The organism is Sinorhizobium fredii NGR234 (assembly GCF_000018545.1).
GTDB classification, from domain to species: domain Bacteria; phylum Pseudomonadota; class Alphaproteobacteria; order Rhizobiales; family Rhizobiaceae; genus Sinorhizobium; species Sinorhizobium fredii_A.
Genome location: NC_012587.1, coordinates 604449 through 628870, shown reverse-complemented (window position 1 = coordinate 628870; position 24422 = coordinate 604449). Strand labels below are relative to the sequence as shown.

Annotated in this window: 20 protein-coding genes and 1 tRNA gene; 10 read left to right on the top strand and 11 right to left on the bottom strand. The window is 63.9% G+C overall.

Annotated elements, in window-relative coordinates:
• Positions 1–300 precede the first annotated feature (300 nt).
• Positions 301–2763, top strand: coding sequence for a phosphoketolase family protein (locus tag NGR_RS14195; protein ID WP_164924201.1), 2463 nt, complete (start codon positions 301–303; stop codon positions 2761–2763).
• A gap of 175 nt (positions 2764–2938) precedes the next feature.
• The gene (locus NGR_RS14190) at positions 2939–4258 is read left to right on the top strand and encodes a glucoamylase family protein (RefSeq protein ID WP_164924200.1); all 1320 of its coding nucleotides are present in this window, start codon (positions 2939–2941) and stop codon (positions 4256–4258) included.
• Between the two features lie 154 nt (positions 4259–4412).
• Here the strand turns inward: NGR_RS14190 and NGR_RS14185 are convergent.
• Positions 4413–4487: transfer RNA gene (locus tag NGR_RS14185), tRNA-Gln, on the bottom strand.
• Positions 4488–4710: 223 nt separating this feature from the next.
• On the opposite strand from NGR_RS14185, the gene NGR_RS14180 reads away from it, so the two are divergent.
• Both NGR_RS14180 and NGR_RS14175 read left to right on the top strand, forming a co-directional pair.
• Complete coding sequence (locus NGR_RS14180; RefSeq protein ID WP_012707147.1) at positions 4711–5007, top strand: cupin domain-containing protein; 297 nt, start codon at positions 4711–4713, stop codon at positions 5005–5007.
• Between the two features lie 11 nt (positions 5008–5018).
• Complete coding sequence (locus tag NGR_RS14175; protein ID WP_012707146.1) at positions 5019–5930, top strand: MBL fold metallo-hydrolase; 912 nt, start codon at positions 5019–5021, stop codon at positions 5928–5930.
• Positions 5931–5937: 7 nt separating this feature from the next.
• Here NGR_RS14175 and NGR_RS14170 read toward each other — a convergent pair whose 3' ends face one another.
• A complete protein-coding gene (locus NGR_RS14170) occupies positions 5938–6846 on the bottom strand; it encodes a DUF1499 domain-containing protein (protein ID WP_012707145.1) in 909 nt (302 codons plus the stop codon).
• A 325-nt stretch (positions 6847–7171) separates the two neighbouring features.
• Here NGR_RS14170 and NGR_RS14165 point away from each other — a divergent pair, with 325 nt between their 5' ends.
• On the top strand, positions 7172–7561 hold the full coding sequence (locus NGR_RS14165) for a hypothetical protein (RefSeq protein ID WP_012707144.1): 390 nt from the start codon (positions 7172–7174) through the stop codon (positions 7559–7561).
• Positions 7562–7709: 148 nt separating this feature from the next.
• Positions 7710–7955: a hypothetical protein gene (locus NGR_RS14160; RefSeq protein ID WP_012707143.1), complete on the top strand. Its 246-nt coding sequence runs from the start codon at positions 7710–7712 to the stop codon at positions 7953–7955.
• 48 nt (positions 7956–8003) lie between these two features.
• Here the strand turns inward: NGR_RS14160 and ppdK are convergent, their stop codons facing one another.
• From ppdK to NGR_RS14135, 5 genes are all read right to left on the bottom strand, one after another.
• Positions 8004–10694 carry a pyruvate, phosphate dikinase gene (gene ppdK / locus NGR_RS14155; RefSeq protein ID WP_012707142.1) on the bottom strand — a complete coding sequence of 897 codons (2691 nt, stop codon included), beginning with the start codon at positions 10692–10694 and terminating at the stop codon, positions 8004–8006.
• A gap of 150 nt (positions 10695–10844) precedes the next feature.
• Entirely contained in the window at positions 10845–14306 is a 3462-nt protein-coding gene (locus NGR_RS14150; protein ID WP_012707141.1) for a chromosome segregation SMC family protein, read from the bottom strand.
• Between the two features lie 223 nt (positions 14307–14529).
• Positions 14530–14901 carry an endonuclease domain-containing protein gene (locus NGR_RS14145; protein ID WP_012707140.1) on the bottom strand — a complete coding sequence of 124 codons (372 nt, stop codon included), beginning with the start codon at positions 14899–14901 and terminating at the stop codon, positions 14530–14532.
• An 86-nt stretch (positions 14902–14987) separates the two neighbouring features.
• On the bottom strand, positions 14988–15794 hold the full coding sequence (locus NGR_RS14140; protein WP_012707139.1) for a DsbA family protein: 807 nt from the start codon (positions 15792–15794) through the stop codon (positions 14988–14990).
• A 121-nt stretch (positions 15795–15915) separates the two neighbouring features.
• Positions 15916–16422: a DUF721 domain-containing protein gene (locus NGR_RS14135; protein WP_012707138.1), complete on the bottom strand. Its 507-nt coding sequence runs from the start codon at positions 16420–16422 to the stop codon at positions 15916–15918.
• A 356-nt stretch (positions 16423–16778) separates the two neighbouring features.
• On the opposite strand from NGR_RS14135, the gene mutY reads away from it, so the two are divergent.
• The 3 genes from mutY to NGR_RS14120 all read left to right on the top strand — a co-directional run bounded on the left by mutY (position 16779) and on the right by NGR_RS14120 (position 19753).
• A complete protein-coding gene (mutY, locus tag NGR_RS14130; RefSeq protein ID WP_012707137.1) occupies positions 16779–17867 on the top strand; it encodes an A/G-specific adenine glycosylase in 1089 nt (362 codons plus the stop codon).
• A 56-nt stretch (positions 17868–17923) separates the two neighbouring features.
• A complete protein-coding gene (locus NGR_RS14125; protein WP_012707136.1) occupies positions 17924–18586 on the top strand; it encodes an HAD family hydrolase in 663 nt (220 codons plus the stop codon).
• 129 nt (positions 18587–18715) lie between these two features.
• Positions 18716–19753 carry a calcium-binding protein gene (locus tag NGR_RS14120; protein ID WP_012707135.1) on the top strand — a complete coding sequence of 346 codons (1038 nt, stop codon included), beginning with the start codon at positions 18716–18718 and terminating at the stop codon, positions 19751–19753.
• A 91-nt stretch (positions 19754–19844) separates the two neighbouring features.
• Here the strand turns inward: NGR_RS14120 and NGR_RS14115 are convergent, their stop codons facing one another.
• From NGR_RS14115 to NGR_RS14100, 4 genes are all read right to left on the bottom strand, one after another.
• A complete protein-coding gene (locus tag NGR_RS14115; RefSeq protein WP_012707134.1) occupies positions 19845–21095 on the bottom strand; it encodes an IS110 family transposase in 1251 nt (416 codons plus the stop codon).
• Between the two features lie 517 nt (positions 21096–21612).
• Positions 21613–22743: a site-specific DNA-methyltransferase gene (locus NGR_RS14110; RefSeq protein ID WP_012707133.1), complete on the bottom strand. Its 1131-nt coding sequence runs from the start codon at positions 22741–22743 to the stop codon at positions 21613–21615.
• Between the two features lie 118 nt (positions 22744–22861).
• On the bottom strand, positions 22862–23218 hold the full coding sequence (locus NGR_RS14105) for an antibiotic biosynthesis monooxygenase family protein (RefSeq protein WP_012707132.1): 357 nt from the start codon (positions 23216–23218) through the stop codon (positions 22862–22864).
• A 4-nt stretch (positions 23219–23222) separates the two neighbouring features.
• Positions 23223–23543 carry an NIPSNAP family protein gene (locus tag NGR_RS14100; RefSeq protein ID WP_012707131.1) on the bottom strand — a complete coding sequence of 107 codons (321 nt, stop codon included), beginning with the start codon at positions 23541–23543 and terminating at the stop codon, positions 23223–23225.
• Positions 23544–23717: 174 nt separating this feature from the next.
• On the opposite strand from NGR_RS14100, the gene NGR_RS14095 reads away from it, so the two are divergent.
• Entirely contained in the window at positions 23718–24398 is a 681-nt protein-coding gene (locus NGR_RS14095; protein WP_012707130.1) for a winged helix-turn-helix domain-containing protein, read from the top strand.
• Positions 24399–24422: the final 24 nt, after the last annotated feature.

The following is a 24422-nucleotide window of genomic DNA, read 5'->3' as shown; positions in this document are numbered from 1 at the left end:
TGTTCCCACTCAAGTCGTGAAAGTGGCGCATCGACGCGCCCCGTCCCAGGCTCGTTTTATGTGCCCTTGCCCGCACCTCCGCAGATTAGGCGAACGATATCTGGAACGCCCGGCGGTGTCCGGTCGCACAGCGACCAGGCCGCTCTGCAACTCAGTCGTTTTTTCTGTGCGTCGGGCCGGTTTTGTGCGAAATTGGGGCACCGGTCTTATGCCCAGCATTTTCAGATGCAGGACCGGCCCAACACCGGCAAGATCAGCAGCGTTTCCGCGACAGAGTCCCGACTTTGTAAGGAGGCTTCGATGACTTCGCTTGAGACGGCAAAGGGAAAGAAATCCGCAGCGAACGAAATTCTGGCCACACCCCTGTCAGCAGACGATCTTCGTCTGATGGATGCTTACTGGCGGGCCTCCAACTATCTCTCGGTTGGCCAGATTTACCTGCTCGACAACCCGCTCCTGAGAGAACCGCTGAAGCGCGAGCATGTAAAACCGCGATTGCTCGGCCACTGGGGTACGTCGCCCGGTCTGAATATGCTCTATGTGCATCTGAACCGGGTTATCAGGCGCGACGACCTCGAGATGATCTACATCATCGGCCCCGGCCATGGCGGGCCGTCACTGGTGGGGCACGCCTACCTCGAAGGCACCTACAGCGAGTTCTATCCGAACATCAGCCAGGATGCGGAGGGCATGCAGCGGCTGTTCAAGCAGTTCAGCTTCCCGGGTGGCATACCCAGCCACGTCGCGCCGGAGACGCCCGGCAGCATTCATGAGGGTGGCGAACTCGGATACGCGCTCAGCCATGCCTATGGGGCGGCATTCGACAACCCCGACCTGATCGTCGCCTGCGTCGTCGGCGACGGGGAAGCCGAAACGGGCCCGCTTGCAACGGGATGGCAGGGCAACAAATTCCTCAATCCGGCCCGCGACGGCTGCGTCCTGCCGATCCTTCACTTGAACGGCTACAAGATCGCCAACCCCTGCTTCCTCGCCCGCATCCCGGAAGACGAGTTGCGGAAGTTTTTCGAGGGCATGGGCTACAGGCCCTATTTCGTCGAGGGAAGCGATCCCGAAGCCGTCCACCAGACGCTTGCCGGCGTGCTCGACACCGCCGTCGCCGAGATCCGGCAGATCTGGGACGATGCGCGCTCCAACGGCAATCTCAAGCGCCCGGCATGGCCGATGATCGTCTTTCGGACGCCGAAGGGCTGGACCTGCCCGCCGGAGATCGACGGCAAGAAATGCGAGGACTACTGGCGGTCGCATCAGGTGCCCATGGGCGAGATGGACAGGCCGGAACACATCCGCATACTCGAGCAATGGATGAAAAGCTACCGGCCCGAGGAGCTTTTCGACGAGAGCGGCCGACTGAAATCCGAAATCGCCTCGCTTGCCCCGTCGGGCCGTCGCCGGATGAGCGACAACCCGCACGCCAATGGCGGACTGCTGCTGCGTGACCTGAAGATGCCGGATTTCAGGGATTACGCCGTGGAGGTGAACGGCCACGGCGCGCCGGTGGCGGAGTCGGCCCGCATGATGGGCATGTTCCTGCGCGACGTGATGAAGGCGAACCTCGAGAGCAGGAATTTCCGTCTATTCAGTCCGGACGAGAACAACTCCAACCGTTGGCAGGACGTGCTGGCGGTAACTGATCGCTGCTATATGGCGGAAATCTATCCGGAAGACGACCATCTCTCGCCGGACGGCCGCGTCATGGAAGTGCTGAGCGAGCACCAGTGCCAGGGATGGCTGGAAGGCTACCTGCTCACCGGCCGCCACGGCTTCTTCTCCTGCTACGAAGCCTTCATCCACATCATCGACTCGATGTTCAACCAGCATGCCAAGTGGCTCAAGGTGTGCAACGAAATCCCGTGGCGCCGGCCGATCGGTTCCCTGAACTATTTCCTGAGCTCCCATGTCTGGCGACAGGACCACAACGGCTTCAGCCATCAGGACCCCGGCTTCATCGACCATGTCGTCAACAAGAAGGCCGACGTGATCCGCGTCTACCTGCCGCCGGACGCCAACACCCTCCTCTGCGTGACCGACCATTGCCTGCGCAGCCGCAACTACGTCAATGTCGTTGTCGCCGGAAAACAGCCTGCGCCACAATGGTTGACGATGAGCGAGGCCATCAGGCATTGCGCCATGGGCCTCAGCATCTGGGATTGGGCGAGCAGCGACCAGGGAAGCGAGCCCGATGTCGTCATGGCCTGTTGCGGCGACGTCCCGACCCTTGAGACGCTTGCGGCGGTGCAGCTGCTCCGTGAACACCTGCCCGAGTTGAAGGTGCGGGTCGTCAATGTCGTCAACCTGATGAAGCTGCAACCCGCCGAAGAGCATCCGCACGGGCTGTCGGACCGCGACTTCGACGGCTTCTTCACGAGGGACAAGCCGATCATCTTTGCCTTCCACGGCTATCCGTGGCTGATCCATCGGCTCACTTATCGCAGGACGAACCACGCAAACCTCCATGTGCGCGGCTACAAGGAGGAAGGCACGACGACGACTCCGTTCGACATGGTGGTCCTGAACGAGCTCGACCGCTTCCATCTCGTCGGCGACGTCATCGATCGGCTGCCGCAGCTCGGTGCGCGCGCCGCCTATTTCAAACAGGCGATTCAGGCGAAATTGATCGAGCATCGCCAGCACATCGAACAATACGGCGACGACATGCCTCAGATCAGCGGATGGAAATGGGGGGCGAAGAGCACGACCCCGCCCGCGCGCCCGAGAACCTCTACTGAGGGAGACAACGTCTGACCGGGACCGGACTTGAAAGGAACCATGCGTTCCGACGTACTTGCCGGACAACAACGCCCGGGTTTGCCGCGGGATACGTTTCGCCGTGCTGTACGTCGGGCCGCTGACCGAGGCGAAAGTGTCGCTTGCCGATGACGGTCGCTTCCCCGACGTTCGAGCAATCCTTGGTTAGACCATGTCCCAGACGCTCTCGACTGCTCCGGAGCTGCATCGGATGCCGACCGAACAGGATCTCGGCCGTCTGCAGTTCACGACGCTCCTGTACTATCTGCAATGCACCAATCCTGACAACGGCCTCGTTCGCGACAAGACCGAGCCCAATGCTCCGGCGAGTATCGCCGCGATCGGAATGGCGCTGGCAACGATCCCGGTCGTCGTCGAGCGCGGCGTCATCATCCGGAAATTTGCCGCCAAGATCGCGCGAAAGCGGCTGGAATTCCTGCTGGGTTGTCCCCAAGGCCCGGAACCCGACGCCTCGGGGTACAAGGGGTTCTTCTACCATTTCCTCGACATAGAAACCGGCCGCCGGGTCTGGGAGTGCGAACTGTCCACCATCGATTCGGCCTTCCTGTTCGCCGGAGCATTGACCGCAGCCGCCTACTTCGATGGCGAGGATGCCGACGAGGCGAAGATCAGAATGCTTGCCAACGCGCTCTACGAACGGGCGGATTGGAACTGGGCCTGCGATCACGGACTGACGCTGACCCACGGGTGGCGACCGGAAAGCGGCTTCATTCCCTATCGCTGGCGCGGCTACGACGAGGGCCTGCTGCTTTACATCCTCGGGCTGGGGTCGCCGACCCATCCGTTGCCGCCCGAGGCCTACGCCGCCTATACCGAAAGCTACGAGTGGAGAAATATCTACGGGCGCGAACTGCTTTACTCGGGACCGCTCTTCACCCACCAGCTCTCGCATATGTGGATCGATTTCCGCGGCATCCGCGACGCCTTCATGCGAGACCGCGACACCGACTACTTCCAGAATAGCCGCCAGGCGACCTACGTCCAGCAGGAGTATGCCATCCGCAATCCGATGAACTTTCGCGGCTATGGCGAGCACTGCTGGGGATTTACCGCCTGCGACGGACCGGGATGGACGAAGAAGCAGCTCGACGGCGTGGAGAGGGAGTTCTTCGACTATATCGCCCGCGGCGCGCCGTTCGGACCGGACGACGGAACCGTCTCGCCATGGGTGGTCGTCGCATCACTGCCTTTCGCCCCGGAGATCGTCATTCCGACCGTCAGAAACTTCGCACAGATGAATCTGGGCATGACGCATCTTTACGGCTTCAAACCATCCTTCAACCAGACCTATGCGGTCGAAGGCAATGATGCGGGTTGGTGGGTCAGCCCCTATCATTTCGGCATAGACCAGGGACCGGTCGTGCTGATGATCGAAAACTTCAGGACGGGCCTGCTCTGGAACATCATGCGCCGCAGCCAGCCGATCGTCACCGGACTGCGCCGGGCCGGTTTCACCGGCGGCTGGCTTTGAGAGCGCCCGCACTCGATGGAGGTGCCAGGCCTCCAGGCTAGATCAATCGCGCCTCGGGGAACCGCAGCCTGTCTTCGCCGCCGAGATCGCAAGACGCGAAATGCCCGCTTCGCGGCGGAATTCCAACCCATTGAATCTTTTAAGAAAGAGAACATGGCTGGGGCGCCTGGATTCGAACCAGGGGATGGCGGTACCAAAAACCGCTGCCTTACCGCTTGGCTACGCCCCAACGGAATGGCGAGGCATCCGCTCGCCAAATCGAGCGCCTGATTACCAAAGCTCGTGCACGCTCACAATGCTTAACTTCGCTTTCAGCGCATATTTTGTCGAACGCAGTCTTACACACGCAGCCACCGGTCAGCGCGAAGGCGGTCGAAGTCGAATAGCCGATAGCTGTGCCCGTTTCCTTGCCTCCTGCTTTCGCCTATTGTCGCCCGCAAATGGAGACCTCGATGACCAAGTTCCGCGCCCGCCCGCCTGCCGTCCCGACCGTTCTCGTCGATGATGCCGTCGTGCGCATCATCCGTTGGGATTTCGAACCCGGCGCCGACACCGGGCATCACGTCCACGGGCTTGGTTATGTCGTCGTGCCGATGACGGATTGCCAGTTCCTTGTGGAAGAGGAAGAGGGCAGCCGCCGGATCGATGTGGCAAAGGGCGCCGCCTACCGGCGCGATGCGGGCGTCGCCCACAATGTCGTCAATGCGGGCAGCGAACCGATGTCCTTCGTCGAGATCGAGTACAAGTGAAGGCGAGACGCATGCAGGGACCGGACTTCGACCTCGATTTCAAGCCCGCCCATGGAGAAAAGGTGACGGTGGCCGAGGGCGTTGAGCGCATCACCGTCAACAATCCTGGCCCCTTCACCTTCCATGGCACCAACAGCTACATCGTCGGCCGCCACTCCGTCGCGGTGATCGACCCGGGGCCGGAGGACGAGGCGCATTTTCAGGGGCTGATGGCGGCGCTTGCAGGGCGCGAGGTGACGCACATCGCCGTCAGCCATACGCATCGCGACCACTCGCCTCTCGTCCGCCGGCTAAAGGAAGCGACAGGAGCCGTCGTCGTCGGCGAAGGTCCGCACCGGGCGGCTCGCCCGTTGCACGCCGGCGAGACCAATCCCTTCGCCGAAAGCTCGGACATGGAATTCGTTCCCGACGTCGCCCTTCGCGACGGCGCCCGGATCGAGGGCGACGGGTGGAGCCTGACGGCGATCGCCACGCCGGGGCACACCGCCAATCACATGGCCTTCGGGCTCGACGGCACCGGCATTCTCTTCTCCGCCGATCACGTAATGGCGTGGGCGACGAGCATCGTCGCGCCGCCGGACGGTGCCATGGCCGACTACATGGCTTCGCTCGACAAGCTGCTCTCACGCGACGACCGGCTGTACCTGCCCGGCCACGGCGGTCCGGTCAGCGAGCCTCCCGCCTTCCTGCGGGCGCTCAAGGCACATCGCAAGATGCGCGAACGCGCCGTCCTGGAACGGCTGCGCGCCGGGGACCGGAATATCCCTGATATGGTGAAGGTGATCTACGCCTCGACCGATCCGCGGCTGCACGGCGCAGCGGCGCTTTCGGTGCTCGCCCATATCGAGGACCTGATCGAACAAGGCCGCATCGAGACCGACGGCCCGCCGTCGCTCCTCGGCGAATATCGGCTGGTGACCTGAGCGGGCTCTAATCTCCGGCAATCCCCAGCAGCTCTGCATCGAGCGCGCGCAGGAACTCTTCCGCGAATTTTGCGCCCATGCCGAGATCATGCTGGCCGTATCGCGAGGCGACGCGCAGGTCGACAAGGGTGGTCTCCGCCTCTTCGCGCAGCCGGATCAGCACGTCGAAGCGAAAGCCGGCGATCAGCGTGCGCCATTCGCCCTGAAGAACGATATCGCTGGCATCCCGCCCGGGTATTCCAGCCTCGATATCGGGCGCCGGCCGCGTGGCAGGAACGGGAATGGCCTCCGGTTCCCTGTTCGTATCCGCCCCCGCGCCGGGACCCACGGCAAGGTCCTCGAGATCGGCGCGCGCGTTCTCGACGCCGAGTTCCGCGGTCGTGGCGATCCGCCTTTCCTCAACGACCTTGCGAACGCTCTGGAACACGCGGTCCAGGGCGCCGTCGTAGCGCCGTCCGGTGAGCCCCGGATAGGCGGCGATCTGCGCTTCGCGGTCCTCGGGCGTCACGATCGGCCGGCGCGTGATCCAGCTCTCCTCGGCGACCGGCGCCTTGATCCATGGCGGCGGCGTCACCGGATCGGTGCTGACATCATAGATCGCCGGTCGCGCCAGATATTGCGCGGCCCCATGGAGGAAGAAGCCGAGTGGAAGCGCCGCATAGAATAGGGCCGAGACGGAAGCGGTCCCGCCGATGGCCGCCACCTTCCAGAGGCGCGTAAGGCCGACGGTCGCAAGCAGGACAGCCAGCAGGGCAAATGCAACGGCGCAGCCGGCGAGCGCCAGGAAATGCGGCGTCGTCAGCGGTCCGAAGCGGTGCGCGGCAAGCGACAGCGCGAAGATCACGAAGCCTATGCGGGCAAGCCTGCGTGCCCAGTGGGCGGCATGGGAATAGGGACGCTCGTACCGGACCATCATAAAACGGAATCAATCCCCGCGGCAAAAGACACCGCCTTCTTAGACCATGGCCGTTTCGGTGGGAACCACCGGCTTCCGCACGCCCTGAATTCGCCCGAAAAGAGTATGAGCGCAGCAGTTGTACTTCTGCCGCAAATTCGCCATTCTCGTTAACCAGTTATTTCAACTCAACCTTTCGGCCGCGCGCGGAATTGTCCGCGCACCCAGCGCCCAGGGGCTTTGCATGTTTCCAAAAACATGCAGCAAGTCAAAGTGCTAGAGCGCCGCTTGAGCGCCCGAAGAGACCCACGGCGCATGTGAGGCGGCGTGACAACGGAGAGAGATCATGACTGCATCGGAGACACGCTCGGAGATCGCCGTCCCTGCCCCGCCGCCCTCCGGCGGAGACGTCGCCCTTCCAATGGCGCTGCTCGAACTCGAGCTCTCCCTTGACCGCTTCTCCGGTAACCGGGACGATTTTTCGGCATTCGTGCGGACTGTGGCGGACGACATCGGCGGCGAGCTCCTTTTCGACCTGCCGGCCTCGGGCCTCGTCGATAATTGCCTCACGATCGCCGTCCTTCGCCATGGCCAGGCCGGCGGCCAGGCGCCCGCGATTCTGTTCGTCTGCCTCGACGCGGATGGAAGCACGATCCGCGTCGAACAGCCAAGCGAACGCACCGCCGGCCTCGCAAGCTTCGCCGAAGCCTTCGTCGGGGTGCTCGAGCGGATCTGAAGTCACCTCGAGTTGATCGCCATGGTGCATCGGGCGCGTGGTATTCTTGCTTCCGTTGAATCGCGCCTGCGGATCCGCAATCACGCGTCCCCTTGCTGCTTGCGCCGCTGATCGCTGTTCCGCATGCGTGCGCCGATCAGGAGGCAGAATGACCATGATGACAACGAGACTGCTGACTCTTGCCGCGGCAGGTCTGGTGCTTGCCGGGTGCCAGACGGTGACGCCGCAGGAGCGGCGCGCGAGGGACGAAACGACCTGCGCCTCCTATGGCTTCCGCCGCGGCACCGATTCGTTCGCTACCTGCCTGCAGCGCATAGAGCTCGACCGCCGCGCCGAGGCACGGGCCTTTCGCTACGACAACGACTTCCTGATGCGCAGGCCGTATTACTGGTAGTGACGCGGATAGAGTGCCGTCACGGGCCGAAATTGACGCAGCCAGAGGTCAACTTGCGGCCAGCGCCTCCGTCTTGCCGTTGCCGTTGATCGCCGCCTGTGCAGCCGCCAGCCGGGCGATCGGTACGCGGAAGGGCGAGCAGGAAACGTAATCGAGCCCGGCCTCCTCGCAAAAGCGGATCGAGGCGGGATCGCCGCCATGCTCACCGCAAATGCCGAGTTTCAGGCCATTCTTGGTGCGGCGACCGCGTTCGGCGGCCAACTGGATCAGTTCACCCACCCCGTCGAAGTCGAGCGAAACGAACGGATCCTGCTCGATGATGCCCTTCTGCTGATAGGTGGCAAGAAACTGCGCCGCATCGTCGCGCGAAATGCCGAAGGTGGTCTGGGTCAGGTCGTTGGTACCGAAGGAGAAGAAGTCCGCGGCCTCCGCAATGACGTCGGCACGCAGCGCCGCCCGCGGCAGCTCGATCATCGTTCCGACCAGGTAGTCGATGCCGATGCCGGCCTCGCCGATCACTTCCTTGGCGACGGCGTCGATCCGCTCCTTGACGTAATCGAGTTCGGCCCGCAGCCCGACGAGCGGCACCATGATCTCCGGAACGACCGGCGCGCCGGTCACGCGCGCTGCTTCCACGGCCGCCTCGAATATGGCGCGCGCCTGCATCTCGGCGATTTCCGGATGCGAGATGGCAAGGCGGCAGCCGCGATGGCCGAGCATCGGATTGAACTCGTGCAGCGCATCGACGCGCTGGCGCAGATGGGCGGGATCGAGCGAAAGGACGCCGGCGACCTCGGCGATTTCCTCGTCGGTCTTCGGCAGGAACTCGTGCAGTGGCGGATCGAGAAGGCGGATCGTCACCGGCAGGCCGTGCATGATCGAAAAGAGCTCGACGAAGTCGGAGCGCTGCATCGGCAGGAGCTTCGCAAGGGCGGCGCGGCGGCCCTCCTCGTCCTCGGCGAGGATCATCTCGCGCATCACATTGATGCGGTCGTCCTCGAAGAACATGTGTTCGGTGCGGCAGAGCCCGATGCCCTCGGCCCCGAAGGAGCGGGCGGCACGCGCATCGGCGGGCGTCTCGGCATTGGTGCGCACCGTCATCCGGCGACTCTGATCGGCCCATTGCATGATCTTGCCGAAATCGCCCGAAAGCTCCGGCTGCAGCATGGCGATCTCGCCCTTCAGCACTTGCCCGGATGATCCGTCGATGGTGATCACGTCGCCCTTCTTCAAGGTGACGCTCGCAGTGATCAGCAGTTCGGCGCGCTGATCGACGCGGATGTTGCCGGCGCCGGAGACGCAGGGCGTGCCCATGCCGCGGGCGACGACGGCGGCGTGGCTCGTCATGCCGCCGCGCGTCGTCAGGATTCCCTCGGCGGCATGCATGCCGTGGATATCCTCCGGGCTCGTCTCGACGCGAACCAGGATGACCTTGCGGCCTTCCTTGACGGCCTGCACCGCTTCCTCGGAAGTAAAGACCATCTCGCCCGTCGCCGCCCCCGGCGAGGCCGGTAGCCCCGAGCCGATGATGTCACGGCGGGCATGCGGATCGATGGTCGGATGGAGGAGCTGGTCGAGCGATGCGGGGTCGATGCGCGCCACCGCCTCTTCCTTCGAAATCAACCCTTCCTCGGCCATGTCTACGGCGATCTTCAGCGCGGCCTTGGCGGTGCGCTTGCCGGAGCGGGTCTGCAGCATCCAGAGCGTGCCGCGCTCGATCGTGAATTCGAGGTCCTGCATGTCGCGGTAGTGGCGCTCGAGCGTCTGACAAATCGTCTCGAACTCGGCGAAGCCCTCCGGCATCAGCTTTTCCAGCGAGGGCTTGTCCGAGCCGGAGGCGATACGGGCGGCCTCGGTGATGTTCTGCGGCGTGCGGATGCCGGCGACGACGTCCTCCCCTTGCGCATTGACCAGGAATTCGCCGTAGAGCTCCTTGGCGCCGGTCGACGGGTTGCGCGTGAAGGCGACGCCGGTTGCAGACGAATTGCCGAGATTGCCGAACACCATCGCCTGGACATTGACCGCCGTGCCCCAGGCGGCCGGAATGCCATGGAGATGGCGGTAGGTGATGGCGCGCGGGTTCATCCAGCTCGAGAAGACCGCGCCGATCGCCCCCCAGAGCTGGACCTCCGGATCCTGCGGAAAGGGTTCACCGAGCACCTCCTCGATCGCTTCCTTGTAGCGCGAGATGACGTGCTGCCACTCGACGGCCGAAAGCTCCGGGTCCTGCTCGTGGCCGAGCCGCGCCTTCTCTTCCTCGAGGATCTCCTCGAAGATTTCGTGATCGACGCCCAGCACGACGTCGCCATACATCTGGATGAAGCGCCGGTAGCTGTCCCAGGCAAACCGCGCGTCGCCGGCATCATGCCCGAGCGCGTGCACCGACTGGTCGTTGAGGCCGAGATTGAGCACGGTGTCCATCATGCCGGGCATAGAGGCGCGGGCGCCGGAACGGACGGAGAGAAGCAGCGGATGGGAGGTATCGCCGAAAGCGCGGCCGGTGATCTCTTCCATCCGGGCAATGCCCTCGCGCACCTGCTCGCGCAGGCCCTCGGGCATCGTCAGTTCATTGTCGAAATAGCTGTTGCAGGCATCGGTGACGATCGTCAGGCCGGGGGGCACCGGCAGGCCGAGATTGCACATTTCGGCAAGGTTCGCACCCTTGCCTCCGAGCCTGTTGCGATCCCCCGCACTCCCTTCGGCCTTGCCTCCACCGAAGGTGTATACCCATTTCGTCATGCCTGTTCTCCACCCCGAAACAGTTTCGATGACGATCTACAGTATATGTTTCAGGCTGAAAATGCACTCGGCGAAGATTTTTGCTGCGGTGCATCAAAAATGCAGCGGTGCGTGGTCGCATTGCCGAATTGCCGAGTGATCGTGGCTGGTTCAGACCGCTTCGCGCATTCGCTCGGCCGTCTGCAGGTCGACGGAGACGAGCTGGGAGACGCCCTGCTCGGCCATCGTGACGCCGAACAGGCGGTTCATGCGGGCCATGGTGATCGGGTTATGGGTGATGATGATGAAGCGGGTCTCGGTGGAGGCCGCCATTTCATCCATCAGGTTGCAATAGCGTTCGACATTGTGGTCGTCGAGCGGTGCATCAACCTCGTCGAGCACGCAGATCGGCGCCGGATTGGTGAGGAAAACCGCGAAGATCAGCGCCATTGCCGTCAACGCCTGCTCGCCGCCGGACAGAAGCGTCATGGTCTGCGGCTTCTTGCCCGGCGGACGGGCAAGGATTTCGAGGCCGGCTTCCAGCGGATCGTCACTCTCGATCAATTGCAGCTCCGCCGTGCCGCCGCCGAAGAGATGGGTGAAGAGCCGCTGGAACTGCACATTGACCACGTCGAAGGCGGCGATCAGCCGTTCGCGACCCTCGCGATTGAGGTTCTGGATGGCGCTTCTCAGCTTGCGGATCGCCTCGATGACATCGTCGCGCTCCTTGAGGAGGGCTGCGAGCCGTTCGGAGAGCTCCTTTTGCTCCTCGTCGGCGCGCAGGTTGACGGCGCCGAGACGCTCCCGCTCGATCTTCAGACGCTCGAGCTCCCGCTCGATGGCGCGCATGTCAGGCAATGCCGCGTCGGCGGCCAGTCCGGTCAGGCGCATCGCCTCATGCGGCGGGCAGGAAAGCGCCTCCAAAATGCGCGCCTCGATCTCGACGCGCCGCTCGCGGGCCGAGACCAGACGCTCTTCGGCCCGGCCGCGCTTTTCGCGCGCTTCGGCAAGCTCCGAAAGCGCCGTCGCGGCGAGGCGATCGGCTTCACGCTGGCGGGTCTCCGCCTCGGCGAGGATGTCGGCCGCCTGTCGACGCGCCGTCTCCGCCTTCTGCAACTCGTTCATCAGGGCGCGGCGCTTGTCCTCAAACTCATCGGGCGCGTCGATAAGTTCCTCGACCTCCTCGCGCGCCTCCGCCTCGCGGTCGCGCAGCGTCGCGATGTGCTCTTCGGCGCTCGACGCGCGCGCCCTCCAGGTCTCGCGCTCGCCTGCGATCGCGGAAAGCCGGCGCAGACGCGCCTCGGTTTCGCGGGCAAGACCGTCATGCGTCGCCCGCGCTTCGGCAACCGCGGCACGGTCCGCCGCAACGTCCGCCGTCCGGGCGCGCAGCCGCAACTCCAGTTCCGCAAGGTCGGGCGCCTCGGCCAGCGCGTCGTTCGCCGCCTCGATCTGCTCGGCCGCCTCTTCGACCTGGCCTTCGAGCTGAAGCTTCGTCTCGGCGAGCACGGCGCGCCGGCGGGCAAGATCGCCGGAGGCGCGTTCGGCCGCGGCAAGCGCGTCGCGCGCCTCGGCAAGCTGCCGGGTGATCATCCGCTGGGCATCGCGCGACAGGCGCAGACGCTCGTCCTCGGCGCGGATGCGGGCGCCGGCGGCGGCGAGATCCGCCTCCGCCTGGCGCAGGGCCCCAGCGGCATCCTCGGCCTCAGCCTCGAGCTCGGAAAGGCGGTTCTTCTGGGCCAGCCGGAGGGCGGCAGCGCTCGGCGCCTCAGATCCGGTGACGTGGCCATCCCAACGCCAGACCGCGCCTTCCTTCGTCACCAGCCGCTGGCCGGACTTCAGGAGCGGCAGCAGCCGTTCGGCCTCCGTTTCACTCTCGACGATGCCGATCTGACGAAGGGTGCGGCCGAGCGCCTCCGGGGCGCTGACGTAATCGCTCAGCGGCAAGGCACCTCTGGGCAAGGCGGGGTCGTCCGCATCGTCGCCGGGCATGCGCCAGTGCGAGGCTGCCGCCTGTTCCAGCGGCGAATCGAGGTCGTCGCCTAATGCGGCGCCGAGCGCCGTCTCGAAGCCGCGCTCGACCTGCATGTCCTCGACGACGGCCGGATAGTCGCTGGCGCCGGAAGCTTCAAGCATCCGGCGGATCGTCCGGGCCTCGGTCTCGATACCGTTCAGCAGCGCCCGCGCCTGATCGACGGGCGGTCGGGTGGCCGCTTCTTCGGCGCGCGCCTCGGCAAGGCTCTCCTCGACGGCGACGACGACCGCCTCGGCCTCCTCCAGCGCCGCTTCCGCTGCCTCGACCTGTTCCTGTTTCTCGTGCGGGTCCGGCAGCGCCGCCATCTGGCGGTCGAGCGCTTCGAGGTCGCGCGCCTGATCGGAAAGCTGGCGGGCAAGTCGGGCCTGCCGCTCGGAAAGATCGCGCAGCGTCCTGTCGAGCTGGTTGCGGGCCGCCTGCGCCTCGGCGCGTTCGGCGGTCAACCGCGCCAGATCCGCCTCACTGTCGGAAAGTTTTTCGCCGGCTTCCACGAGCTTTTCGCGCGCCTCCGCGGCGCGGTCGTCGGCTTCGGCAAGCACCTCCTTGAGTTCTTCTTCCTCCTCATCGAGGCGGGAGAGAATGCCGGAATTGTCGGCGACGAGCCGTTCCTCGCGGGCGATGTCCTCGGCAAGCTGCGATAGCCGCCGCTGCAATTCGTCGCGACGCCGCAGGATGCGCCCGGCATCTTCCTCGAGCTGCGCCCGGGCGATCTGCAGGCGCTGCAGCGCCGCCGCCAGCTTTGCCTCGTTCTCACGCAGTTCCGGCAGTTTGAGGCTGGCGATTGCCTGATGCTTGGCCGCCTCCATCTGCGCCTGCGCCTTTTCGGCGACGAGTGCGGTGATCTGGTTCAGCTGGCTGGCGGCCTCGGACTCCGCCTCCTTGGCCTGCACCCAGCGGATGTGCAGCAGGATCGCCTCGTGCCGGCGGATCTCCGCCGACAGCATCTTGAAGCGGTTCGCCTGGCGCGACTGGCGTTTCAGGCTCTCGATCTGGCTTTCGAGCTGCGATGTGACGTCGTCCAGACGCTCCAGGTTCGTCTCCGCCGCCTTGAGGCGCAGTTCGGCCTCATGACGGCGCGAGTGCAGGCCGGAAATGCCGGCCGCCTCTTCGAGCAATTGCCGGCGGGCCTGGGGCTTGGCGGCGATAAGCTCGCCGATCCGGCCCTGCCCGACCATCGACGGCGAACGGGCGCCCGTCGAGGCGTCGGCGAAGAGCAGCTGGACGTCCTTTGCCCGCGCCTCCTTGCCGTTGATCCGGTACACCGAACCCTGCTCGCGCTCGATGCGCCGCGTCACCTGGATCTCGTCGCTGTCGTTGAAGGCGGCAGGCGCGGTGCGGTCGCTGTTGTCGAGATAGAGTCCGACCTCGGCGGTATTGCGCGCCGGCCGGTTGCCCGACCCGGAAAAGATCACGTCGTCCATGCCGGAGGCGCGCATGTTCTTGTAGGAATTCTCCCCCATCACCCAACGCAGCGCCTCGACGAGGTTCGACTTGCCGCAACCGTTCGGACCGACGACGCCGGTCAAGCCCCGTTCGATGATGAATTCGGTCGGTTCGACGAAGGACTTGAAGCCGAGCAGGCGAAGCTTGTTGAACTTCATGGGGCGCAATACCCCCCTCTGCCCTGCCGGGCATCTCCCCCACAGGGGGGGAGATCGGCAAGACGCATGGCTTTCCACGACATCAAGGTCGCAGATGCCGAAACGACCAGAGTGACAGGTCTAAGCGAAAGGTATTTGGTTGAGCAGGACATCGCCACTTGCCGATCTCCCCCCTTGTGGGGGAGATGCCCGGCAGGGCAGAGGGGGGTAAACCGCGAGCCCCTCACTTAAACGCCCCCTTCCCGATCACACGCACAATGTGTTCGCAGACATTGTCGATGTCGCTCAAAACATCATCATTCCAGAAGCGCAAGACCGTCCAGCCATGCGATTCGAAATGCTGGGTGCGCTGCCTATCGTAATCGGCATTCCCCGTGCTCGCATGCTGTGAACCATCAACCTCAATGATCAGGCGATGCTCGGCGCAGGCAAAATCGACGATGTAGCCGGCTACCGGAACCTGCCGCCGGAAAGCTAGGCCCAACAGTCGGTGCGCGCGCAACTCGCTCCAGAGCTTGAGCTCCGCATCCGTCATGGCGCTTCGCATGCGGCGGGCATTGGCGCGAGCTTTCGGCGGGACGTCAGCGTGAGGCATGCGTCGGCCTCACCTGCTGAAAGCACCGAACACAAAAAACGGGCGCACGGCTGCCGCCGTCGCCCGTTGTCAGGAAAAGCGAAGGATCAGAGCTTGCTGTCGATGAGGGCCGACAGTACGTCAACCGACATGTCCCCCGAATAATGCTCGCCATTCACGAAAAAGGTCGGCGTCGATTTCACTCCGAACTCCTTGGCGCCGCGCTGCATGACTGCGTTCACATCATCCAGAAGTTTTTGGTTCGTCAAGCAGGCCTCGAAGCTCTCCTGTGTAAAACCGGCGAGTTTCGACATTTGCAGCAGTGCATCGCGGCCGTTTTCCGCGGCGGCCCACTGTTCCTGCTGCTTGAACAGCATGGAAACCATCGGGAAATACTGTCCCTCGGGGGCGCAGCGCGCCAGCATGAAGGCGGCCGCGGCGCGCGGATCGAAGGGGAATTCGCGGACGATGAAGCGCACCTTGCCGCTGTCGATATATTTCGCCTTGATGGCATCGAAGGTCTTGTTGTGGAAGTTGGCGCAGTGCGGGCAGGTCATCGACATGTATTCGACGATCGTCACCGGGGCATTGGCCTCGCCCAGCGCCATTTCCGGAAGTGCGCCGGGCTCCATCAGCTTCTGCACGTCGACGCTGCCTTCCGACTGCGGCAGCTCGGCCTTGGCCGGAGCGGCGGCCTGCGCAACTTCGGTGCCGGCGGGCTTTGCCCGGCTGGCGGCCGGCGTTGCGGTCGTGGACGCGGTGGTCATCGCATCCGCACTCGCCGACGTTTCGGCCGGCGCCTTGGAAGCCGCCTCCTTCTTCTCTTCGCTGCAGGCGGCAAGCACCAGGGCGAGCGCGGCGATGGCGACGCCGCTCAGCAGGCGTTTCGGAAGGCTCGTTACGGAAGCGGACATGGACAGGACCCGTGTTCTATGAGGGGAAATAAAAGTGCGATTTCGATAACTTGCTCAATGCAAGGCGACAAGGGGTGGCGCTTCAACTGAATTCAAAGAATTGTGACCCCTTGATGGTGAATTACTTCCGGCGCTCGGACAGGACGGCCGTGCCGAGCCGCTTCAGCGCCGACCTCAGCGCCTCGCTCTCGATGCCTTCGACCATCGTGTCGAGCCGGCGGGCCGGTTCGCCGGTCAGCGGTCGCGGTCGGCGGTAGGGCTTGGGTGGCGCCGCGACGGGCTTCTGGACGATACGAAGCTGGCCGATCGCGTGGAAGCCGAAGAAGCCGTTGATGCGTTGGATCAGTTCACCCTGGGCGTGCGTCAGGAACAGTGCCCTCGCCCCTTCACAGGCGACCGTCAGCACGCCCGGCTGGTAGCCTCCATCGCCGCCGATCTCGGAGGCGCGGCGCGGCCAGGCGATCTTTTCCGGACGCGTGCAATCGGCGAATTCCGTCCCGGCGATCTCGTCCCAGGAGCCGAGCAGCATCGTGTTGATGCCGGCGCGCTTGGCGAGCACCGGATCGATCAGTCCGTTCGCAACCTCGCTGATCTGGACAACGCCCTTGCGGGATTTCGCTTCACTCACCGATACAGACTTTCTGTTCGCAATTTAGGGTCAGGACCTATTAAATTCATCCGTTCTGTTCAGGTCCATGGGATTGGATGGAAGAAAACAAGCGCAAGGCAAGACCCGGAGGTCTTGTCGAGCATTGTTTTCGATCAGCGGCCCATGGACCTGAACCCGAAGGGCGTGGCGGATTTCGCGCCTGACCGCGTCGGGAAGATTTGAAAATGTTCGGCATTTCCTGCATCTTCCCTCCTAGTCAGACACGAAATCCGCCACGCAGAACGGATGAATTTAATAGGTCCTGCCCCTTGATCGAGCCTTGAAGCTCGGGCGGGCGTCGGCCAAGTATAGGCCGGAAAAGGACTCCCCGGCAAATGACGCTCGATACCCTGAAGGCGGCCGACGCCGCCCCCCTTCTGCTCGACTGGTACGATCGCCACCACCGCGACCTGCCCTGGCGCGTCTCGCCCCCGATGGCGGCTCGTGGCGCGGTTGCAGACCCCTACCATGTCTGGCTCTCCGAAGTCATGCTGCAACAGACCACGGTGCAGGCGGTCAAGGCGTATTTCGACAAGTTCCTGAGGCTTTGGCCGAGAGTGGAAGACCTTGCCGCCGCCGAGACCGAGGAGGTGATGAAGGCCTGGGCCGGCCTCGGCTACTATGCCCGGGCGCGTAACCTGAAGAAATGCGCCGAGGTTGTGGCGCGCGAGCACGGCGGCCGCTTTCCGGATAGAGAAGAGGGTTTGAAGTCGCTTCCCGGCGTCGGCGACTATACGGCCGCCGCGATTGCGGCGATCGCCTTCAACCGCCACAGTGCGGTCCTCGACGGCAATGTCGAGCGCGTCATTTCCCGCCTTTACGCCATCGAAACGCCGCTGCCTGCCGCCAAGCCGGAAATGCGGCGTCTCGTCTCCGAACTGACGCCCCTCGATCGGCCGGGCGATTTCGCCCAGGCGATGATGGACCTCGGTGCGACGATCTGTGCGCCGAAACGCCCCGCATGCGCCCTCTGTCCCTTCCGCGGCAATTGTCGCGCGCTCACGGTCGCCGACCCCGAGACATTTCCCCGCAAGGCCGCCAGGAAAGAAAAGCCGCTTCGCCTCGGCGCCGCCTTTGTCGCCATTGACCGGTCGGACGCCGTCTATCTGCGCAAGCGAGCGGATTCCGGGCTCCTTGGCGGCATGACGGAAGTGCCCGGCACCGATTGGACGGCGCGCCGCGATGGCGAGACCTCGATCGAAGCCGGACCGTTTGCCGCCGCCTGGGAGGCCTGCGGCACGGTCACCCACGTCTTCACGCATTTCGAGCTGCGCCTGTCGGTCTACCGCGCCGAGGTCGGTGATATGGCAGCGTGCGCCGAGGGCTGGTGGGAACCGATCGCGTCGCTCAAGGCGCAGGCACTACCGACCGTCATGAAAAAAGCAATCACCCAGGCTATACCGCACGCGTTCAAAGCCGTGTAAAGCAAGGTCGCCTCACCGGCCGGTCGCCTAAGTCTATAATCGTTCAGGAATTGCCCATGAGCAGCGTCGACATCCGCCACATCGTTTTCGACATCGGCAAGGTGCTCATCCATTACGATCCGCAGATCCCCTATTCCCGCATCATCCCGGACGAGGCGGAACGCCATTGGTTCTTCGCCAATGTCTGCACGCATGATTGGAACATCGAGCAGGATCGCGGCCGTTCCTGGGAGGAGGCCGAGACGCTGCTGATCCGCGATCATCCGGAGCGGGAGGAGCAAATCCGGGCGTTCCGCCGCCACTGGCACGAAATGGTGCCGCACGCCTATACGGAGACGGTTTCGCTGCTGGAAAGCCTCATCGCCGAAGGACGCGACGTGACGATGCTCACCAATTTCGCTTCCGACACCTTCCGCGAGGCGCAAAAGCGCTTTCCCTTCCTGACGCTGCCGCGCGGCGTCACGGTTTCCGGCGACGTCGGCCTGATCAAGCCGGATGTCGATATCTATAGGACTCACGCGCAAACCTTCGGATTGGAACCGGCGGCAACGATTTTCATCGACGACAGCTTGGCCAATGTCGAGGGCGCCCGGGCCGCCGGCTGGCATGCCATCCATTTTACCGATGCGCGGGCCCTAAGCGCCGATCTGGTGGCCTATGGCGTGCAACCGTTAGGCGATCTCGACGCCTCGGGTCCGACGGCGGCAACCCGGGTCTGATTGGCTGATTCCGGCTGCCGAGGCGCCGTGCGAATTCACGAAAACGCCGCAATCGGTTCACCCGGCATTCAGCTTCATTGCTCCATGATCCGCGTTAGATTTCAACGCCTTCTCTAAAACGGTCGAGCAATGGTCACGCGCATCTACGGTTCGAACTTCGCCGATATCCTCAAGCAGAACAGCTATATCGAGGTCGAGATCTATGGCTATGACGGCGACGACGACATCTATCTGAACAGGACCGACAGCTACGGCGGATACAACTTTGTCGATGCGGGTTACGGCAACGATCTCGTGGTGAACTACTACGAAGGCGGCAACGACATCTATATGGGCGCCGGCAACGACATCTACGTCGCCGACATTCGGGCACGCGACACGAGCTCCTACGACGTCGTTTACGGCGGCAGCGGCAATGACCGCTTCGAAATCAACGGTTATGCCAGCGACTACTATGGCGAAAGCGGCAACGACACCTTCCTCTCGGCCGGCTTTAACAACTACTTCAACGGCGGCACGGGTATCGACGCGATCAGCTATCAGTTCCAGGACGACTGGAGCTCGGAGCGCGGCAAGGGCGTCACGATCGACCTCGGCTACAAATATGCGACCACCGGCAGCGGCCGGCGCGAGGACCTGATCAGCATCGAGAATGCCACCGGCACGAATTACGGCCATGACGACATTGCCGGCAGTTCGGTCGCCAACACGCTGCGCGGCCTCGGCGGCCACGACATTCTCGAGGGGCTCGGCGGCGACGATTTCCTCGACGGCGGCAGCGGTGACGACGATCTCTATGGCGGCTCCGGCGCCGATATCCTGCGCGGCGGCACTGGCTTCGACTATCTGGTCGGCGGCACCGGCACCGACAGCTTCGATTTCAACGCGATCAGCGAATCGGTCGTCGGCAGCAGGCGCGACGTGATCGCCGATTTCCACCGCTCCGAATACGACGTCATCGATCTCTCGACGATCGACGCGGACACGACCTGGAGCGGCAATCAGAAATTCACCTATATCGGCGGCAGCGCCTTTACGGGAGACGCCGGCCAGTTGAACTTCCGTTCCGGAATTCTCTCGGGCGACATCAACGGCGATGGCCTTGCCGACTTCCAGATCAAGGTGAACGGCGTGACCAGTCTCAGGGTCGACGATTTCTTTCTGTGATTACAGCCGACGCGTGTGCCTTTGCCCTCTCCTCGGGTTTAACCCGAGGACTAACCCTCTCCCCGCCCGCGGGGAGAGGACTCCCCACCGTTTAGCAAGAGAGTTTCTGCTCGGCCAAGGAAGGATTGAAGGTGGTGCCGGTTTTCAGCATTGCGCATGCGACGTTGAGGAGGCGGTCGGCGACGGATCGCAGGGCACGACCGTGGCTGTGACCTCGGCTTCGAAGGGCGGCGTACTTCAAACGGCTCCGAGAGTCGTGCTGAATGGCGACGCGTGCCCAATGGTACATGGCGTTGGCGAGCCGGTCGTGGCAGGCCTGTCTTCTGATGACGATGCAGCTCTTGCCGGACCGCTTGGTAACGGGCGCGACTCCTGTCAAACTGCGCAAGGCGGCGTGGTCACGTCGCTGCAGGGCATCGAAGGCTTCTGCGAGCAGCGTGGCGAGGACGATCCTTCCCACTCCCGGCAAGGATGCGAGGATCTCCACGTCATGCTGCTTCCTCTGCCCCGGCTCGGTCGCCTCGGTCGGGACAAGGCGGGCAGTCAGGGTATCGAGCCGCTGATGCGCTTGCTTGAGCTGCCGGTTCACGAGGCGAATGCGGGCAATGAGCGTGGCAATGTGGGCGCTGGCGGCTTCGGTCGTCCCGGCGGCGACCTTGACGGGCGGCGTGCGCAGCACGGCGAGCACATGGGTGGCGTCGACGCGGCGGATGCGGTTGCGTTTGAGAAGCTTGGCGATCGTCGCCGCGCGGATCCGCGCGGCTTTGGCCGGCGTCGGCACGGCTTCCCAGAGATCGAGCAGCCACTCGGCCCCGAGGTCGTTTTCGAGCTCGAGCAGCGCAGGAAAGTAGCGCCAGAGCTGCTCGCGCATGCGGTTGGTCAACCGGTTGCGCTCGGCGCCGAGGTCCTCGGCCATGCGCGACCATTCGCGCAATTCGATGACGACAGGATCGGCGGCGGCGAGCAGCCGGAAGCACCGGCGATCGGTGCGCAAGGCCGAGGCCATCACTTCGGCATCGCGGCTGTCGTCCTTGGCGCCGGCCAGGGTGAACCGGTCGCGAAAGCGATCCATTTGTTTCGGGTTGATGGCATGCACCTGGCAGCCGCGCTCGATCAGCGTCTCGACCACGGGCCCGTGCGGCACCTCGATCGCGACCTGGATTTGCCCGGCCTCGGTTGCACCGCTGGTTGCCGTCAGCCAGGCCGCCAGCTCGGCGAGCCCTTCGCCGCCGTGCCTGAAGACCCTTTCGCCGATTTTCCGGCCATCACCATCCGTGAGGAACACATGATGGCTCTCCGACGCCCAGTCGACGCCGGCATAGAATTGTTTCTGATCGGTCATCCCTTCTCCTCGTCCAAGCCTGCGAGCCACCGCGATCTTCGCCGATCCCTGTACTGGCGCTCGGAAACGGATACAGCTCCGGCGCGGACTCCCCACGGGGCATCGATCACGGCCAATCCGACGGGGCACGCGTCCTCTCCAGGTGGTCGGGCCACAGGGGACAATTGGTTGCTCCCGACGAATCGGCTCGGTTCAGGAAGGCTACGCCAATTTCGGCCATCGTCGCGGGTCATGCTTCATTCCACTACGCTTCACTTCGCACGACACGCGACGACGGCGTGCAACCCAAGAACCGCCGGAAAAAGGTACAGGGGACTGAAGCGGCGCGGCATACCCCTTCGCCCCGCTTGCGGGGAGAAGGTGCCGGCAGGCGGATGAGGGGCAAAATCCTCACGGCACATCATATACAAACGCCCGGAATCTCATCGGATTCCGGGCGTTTAAAGCTCTCCTTCCGGGACTGAAGGTACAAGACCGGAGGGAGCGCCTCTCGAAGACCCAGGGCGGAACTGGTTGATCAGTTCAGTTTTGCCAGGTCATTTCGAATGACGGATCTGAGTTCGTCGATCGGCTTCAGGGTGCCTCCCGCTTCGAAATGCCAGAACGTCCAGCCGTTGCAGGCGTCGAGACCCTGAACCTTGGCGCCGAGGCGGTGAATCGAGCCGGCCTCGCCGCCGGAAGCCAGCGTGCCATCGGCGCGCACGATCGCGCTGTAGCGGCGTTTGGCGTCGGTCAGCACCGTGCCGGGCTTGATCAGCCCGCTCTCGATCAGCGTATTGAAAGCGACGCGCGGCTCTGCCTTTTTGCCGGTCATGACCGAAAGCGTCGCCTTGCCGAGCGGCTCGACTGCGGCGATCCGCTCGGCCGCTGCATCGATATAATCCTGCTCGCGCTCGATGCCGACGAAATGGCGGCCGAGGCGCTTGGCAACGGCGCCTGTCGTGCCGGAGCCGAAGAACGGATCGAGCACGACATCGCCGGGCTTGGTCGAGGCCATCAGGATGCGGGCGAGCAACGCCTCCGGCTTCTGCGTCGGATGCACCTTCTTGCCGTCGTCGCCCTTCAGGCGCTCGCCGCCTGAGCAGATCGGGAAGAGCCAGTCGGAGCGCATCTGCACATCGTCGTTGGCCGCCTTCATCGCTTCGTAATTGAAGGTGTAGCCCTTGGCCTTGGCATTCGGCGTCGCCCAGATCAGCGTCTCATGGGCGTTCTGGAAGCGGCGGCCCTTGAAGTTCGGCATCGGATTGGTCTTGCGCCAGATGATGTCGTTCAGGATCCAGAAATGCAGGTCCTGCAGGATCGCGCCGACCCGGAAGATATTGTGATAGGAGCCGATGACCCAGAGCGTGCCGGTCGGCTTCAGGACGCGGCGGCAGGCGAGCAGCCAGGCGCGGGTAAAGGCGTCATAGGCCTCGAAGGACGCGAACTGGTCCCATTCGTCGTCGACCGCATCGACCAGCGACTGGTCCGGCCGGTGCAGCATGCCGCCGAGCTGCAGATTGTAGGGCGGGTCGGCGAAGACGACGTCGACCGAATTGTCTGGAAGCGCGTTCAGCGCGGCCACGCAATCTCCCTTGATGATGCTGTCCAGCCAGCTCAGCGGACGGGCGGCGCGGGAGATTTCGGCAAGCGAAACAACTGAAGACATGGGCAACTCGCAAATACGCTTACTCGGGACTGACTATAGCACTTATGGTTACCGAAGATGGTTACCAAAGCCTGAAGGCGGTCTCGGAAAATTTGCGGCGTTGCCCACGCCTCTTCGTTCAGGCGGCGTTGCCCTCATGCCATTGCCGGCTGTCCGCCGGCGCCTCATCGCGATGATTGAGGCCGTAGTCCCTGACGACCGCGGCAATCCTCAGCCGATAGTCGGCGAAGACGCCGTTCCTCCCCGCGCCTTGCGCCGCACGATGCTCGGCGCCATTGCGCCAGGCCTTCACCGCCTCTTCATCCCTCCAGAAAGAGAGCGACAGCAGCTTGTTCGGGTCGGCGAGGCTCTGGAAGCGCTCGATGGAGATGAAGCCGTCGATCCGGTCCAGCAGCGGACGCAGGTCGGCGGCAAGGCCGAGATAGGTGGCGCGTTCGCCCTCGGATGGCAGGACTTCGAAAATCACAGCGATCATCGCGTCACTCCTTTCCATACGGCAGCGGGAGGTTCTTCAGGAAGATGCGGTCCTCCTTGAGGATGAAGCGCTCGCGCCGGGCGAACTCGTAGTTCTCGCGACCGAGCGGATCGGCGGCGAGCCGCGCCCGGTAGGCCTCGTAGGCGGCGAGGCTCTCGATGTTGTAGACGCCATAGGCGGCGGTCGCCGAGCCTTCGTGCGGACCGAAATAGCCGATGAGATCGGCGCCGCAGCGCGGGATGGCCTCGCCCCAGTTGCGGGCATAGGTGGCGAAATCCTCCTTGCGGAACGGATCGATCTCATAGCGGATGAAGCAGGTGAGCATGGTTTTCTCCTTGTCGACGACTACAGCGCCGCGCGTCTTTTCAGACGCGCAAAGGTCGCTGTAGCACTTTGAATTGCTGCATGTTTTTATCCTTGAATCGGCTATGATTTAAGGAAACATGCAGTAGCATCATGCCCGCTTGTCCCGCCCGGATGCTTCGACTACGATCGAAGTATGAAGGAAGGTCCCGACATAGCTCTCATCGGATCGCTGATCGGCGATCCGGCGCGCGCCAACATACTGACTGCGCTGATGGCCGGCCAGGCACTGACGCCGACGGAGCTTGCCGCCCATGCCGGAATCACGCTGCAGACCGCAAGCTCGCATCTCGCCAAGCTGGAAGCCGGCGGACTGCTGACGCAGCGCAAGCAGGGTCGGCATCGCTACTATGCGCTCAGCGAGGACGAGGTCGGATTGATGCTCGAAAGCCTGATGGGCTTCGCCGCCAGCCGCGGCCTGACGCGGCATCGGCCGGGACCGAAGGACCCGGCGCTGCGCAAGGCACGCGTCTGCTACAATCATCTGGCCGGCGACTATGGCGTCCGCCTGCTGGACAGCCTCGTCGCCGCCCGTCAGATCGAAGTGACCGGAGATGACCTTGCCCTGACCGACGCAGGCAGGGACCGCGTCGAGGCACTCGGCATCGACTACGACGCACTCAGCAAGTCCCGACGGCCGATCTGCCGCACCTGTCTCGACTGGAGCGAGCGCCGTTCGCACCTCGCCGGCTCGCTCGGCGAGGCTTTGCTCACGCTTTTCATCGACAAGGGCTGGGCAAAGCGCGAGAAGGACAGCCGCGCCGTCCGCTTCAGCGACAAGGGAGAGAAGGCCTTCCTGGAGTTCTTTCCGCTATAGGCGCCTGGCATTGCTCGGCGTTGT

Bases quoted from the DNA above. Each gene is read 5' to 3' on its own strand.
- NGR_RS14100 (WP_012707131.1), bottom strand. From the start codon at position 23,543: ATGCTCACCTGCTTCATCCGCTATGAGATCGATCCGTTCCGCAAGGAG.
- NGR_RS14140 (WP_012707139.1), bottom strand. From the start codon at position 15,794: ATGTCCGCTTCCGTAACGAGCCTTCCGAAACGCCTGCTGAGCGGCGTC.
- NGR_RS14190 (WP_164924200.1), top strand. From the start codon at position 2,939: ATGTCCCAGACGCTCTCGACTGCTCCGGAGCTGCATCGGATGCCGACC.
- NGR_RS14145 (WP_012707140.1), bottom strand. From the start codon at position 14,901: ATGCCTCACGCTGACGTCCCGCCGAAAGCTCGCGCCAATGCCCGCCGC.
- NGR_RS14160 (WP_012707143.1), top strand. From the start codon at position 7,710: ATGACCATGATGACAACGAGACTGCTGACTCTTGCCGCGGCAGGTCTG.
- NGR_RS14125 (WP_012707136.1), top strand. From the start codon at position 17,924: ATGAGCAGCGTCGACATCCGCCACATCGTTTTCGACATCGGCAAGGTG.
- NGR_RS14195 (WP_164924201.1), top strand. From the start codon at position 301: ATGACTTCGCTTGAGACGGCAAAGGGAAAGAAATCCGCAGCGAACGAA.
- NGR_RS14095 (WP_012707130.1), top strand. From the start codon at position 23,718: ATGAAGGAAGGTCCCGACATAGCTCTCATCGGATCGCTGATCGGCGAT.
- NGR_RS14120 (WP_012707135.1), top strand. From the start codon at position 18,716: ATGGTCACGCGCATCTACGGTTCGAACTTCGCCGATATCCTCAAGCAG.
- NGR_RS14115 (WP_012707134.1), bottom strand. From the start codon at position 21,095: ATGACCGATCAGAAACAATTCTATGCCGGCGTCGACTGGGCGTCGGAG.
- NGR_RS14150 (WP_012707141.1), bottom strand. From the start codon at position 14,306: ATGAAGTTCAACAAGCTTCGCCTGCTCGGCTTCAAGTCCTTCGTCGAA.
- mutY (WP_012707137.1), top strand. From the start codon at position 16,779: ATGACGCTCGATACCCTGAAGGCGGCCGACGCCGCCCCCCTTCTGCTC.
- ppdK (WP_012707142.1), bottom strand. From the start codon at position 10,694: ATGACGAAATGGGTATACACCTTCGGTGGAGGCAAGGCCGAAGGGAGT.
- NGR_RS14180 (WP_012707147.1), top strand. From the start codon at position 4,711: ATGACCAAGTTCCGCGCCCGCCCGCCTGCCGTCCCGACCGTTCTCGTC.
- NGR_RS14105 (WP_012707132.1), bottom strand. From the start codon at position 23,218: ATGATCGCTGTGATTTTCGAAGTCCTGCCATCCGAGGGCGAACGCGCC.
- NGR_RS14110 (WP_012707133.1), bottom strand. From the start codon at position 22,743: ATGTCTTCAGTTGTTTCGCTTGCCGAAATCTCCCGCGCCGCCCGTCCG.
- NGR_RS14165 (WP_012707144.1), top strand. From the start codon at position 7,172: ATGACTGCATCGGAGACACGCTCGGAGATCGCCGTCCCTGCCCCGCCG.
- NGR_RS14175 (WP_012707146.1), top strand. From the start codon at position 5,019: ATGCAGGGACCGGACTTCGACCTCGATTTCAAGCCCGCCCATGGAGAA.
- NGR_RS14170 (WP_012707145.1), bottom strand. From the start codon at position 6,846: ATGATGGTCCGGTACGAGCGTCCCTATTCCCATGCCGCCCACTGGGCA.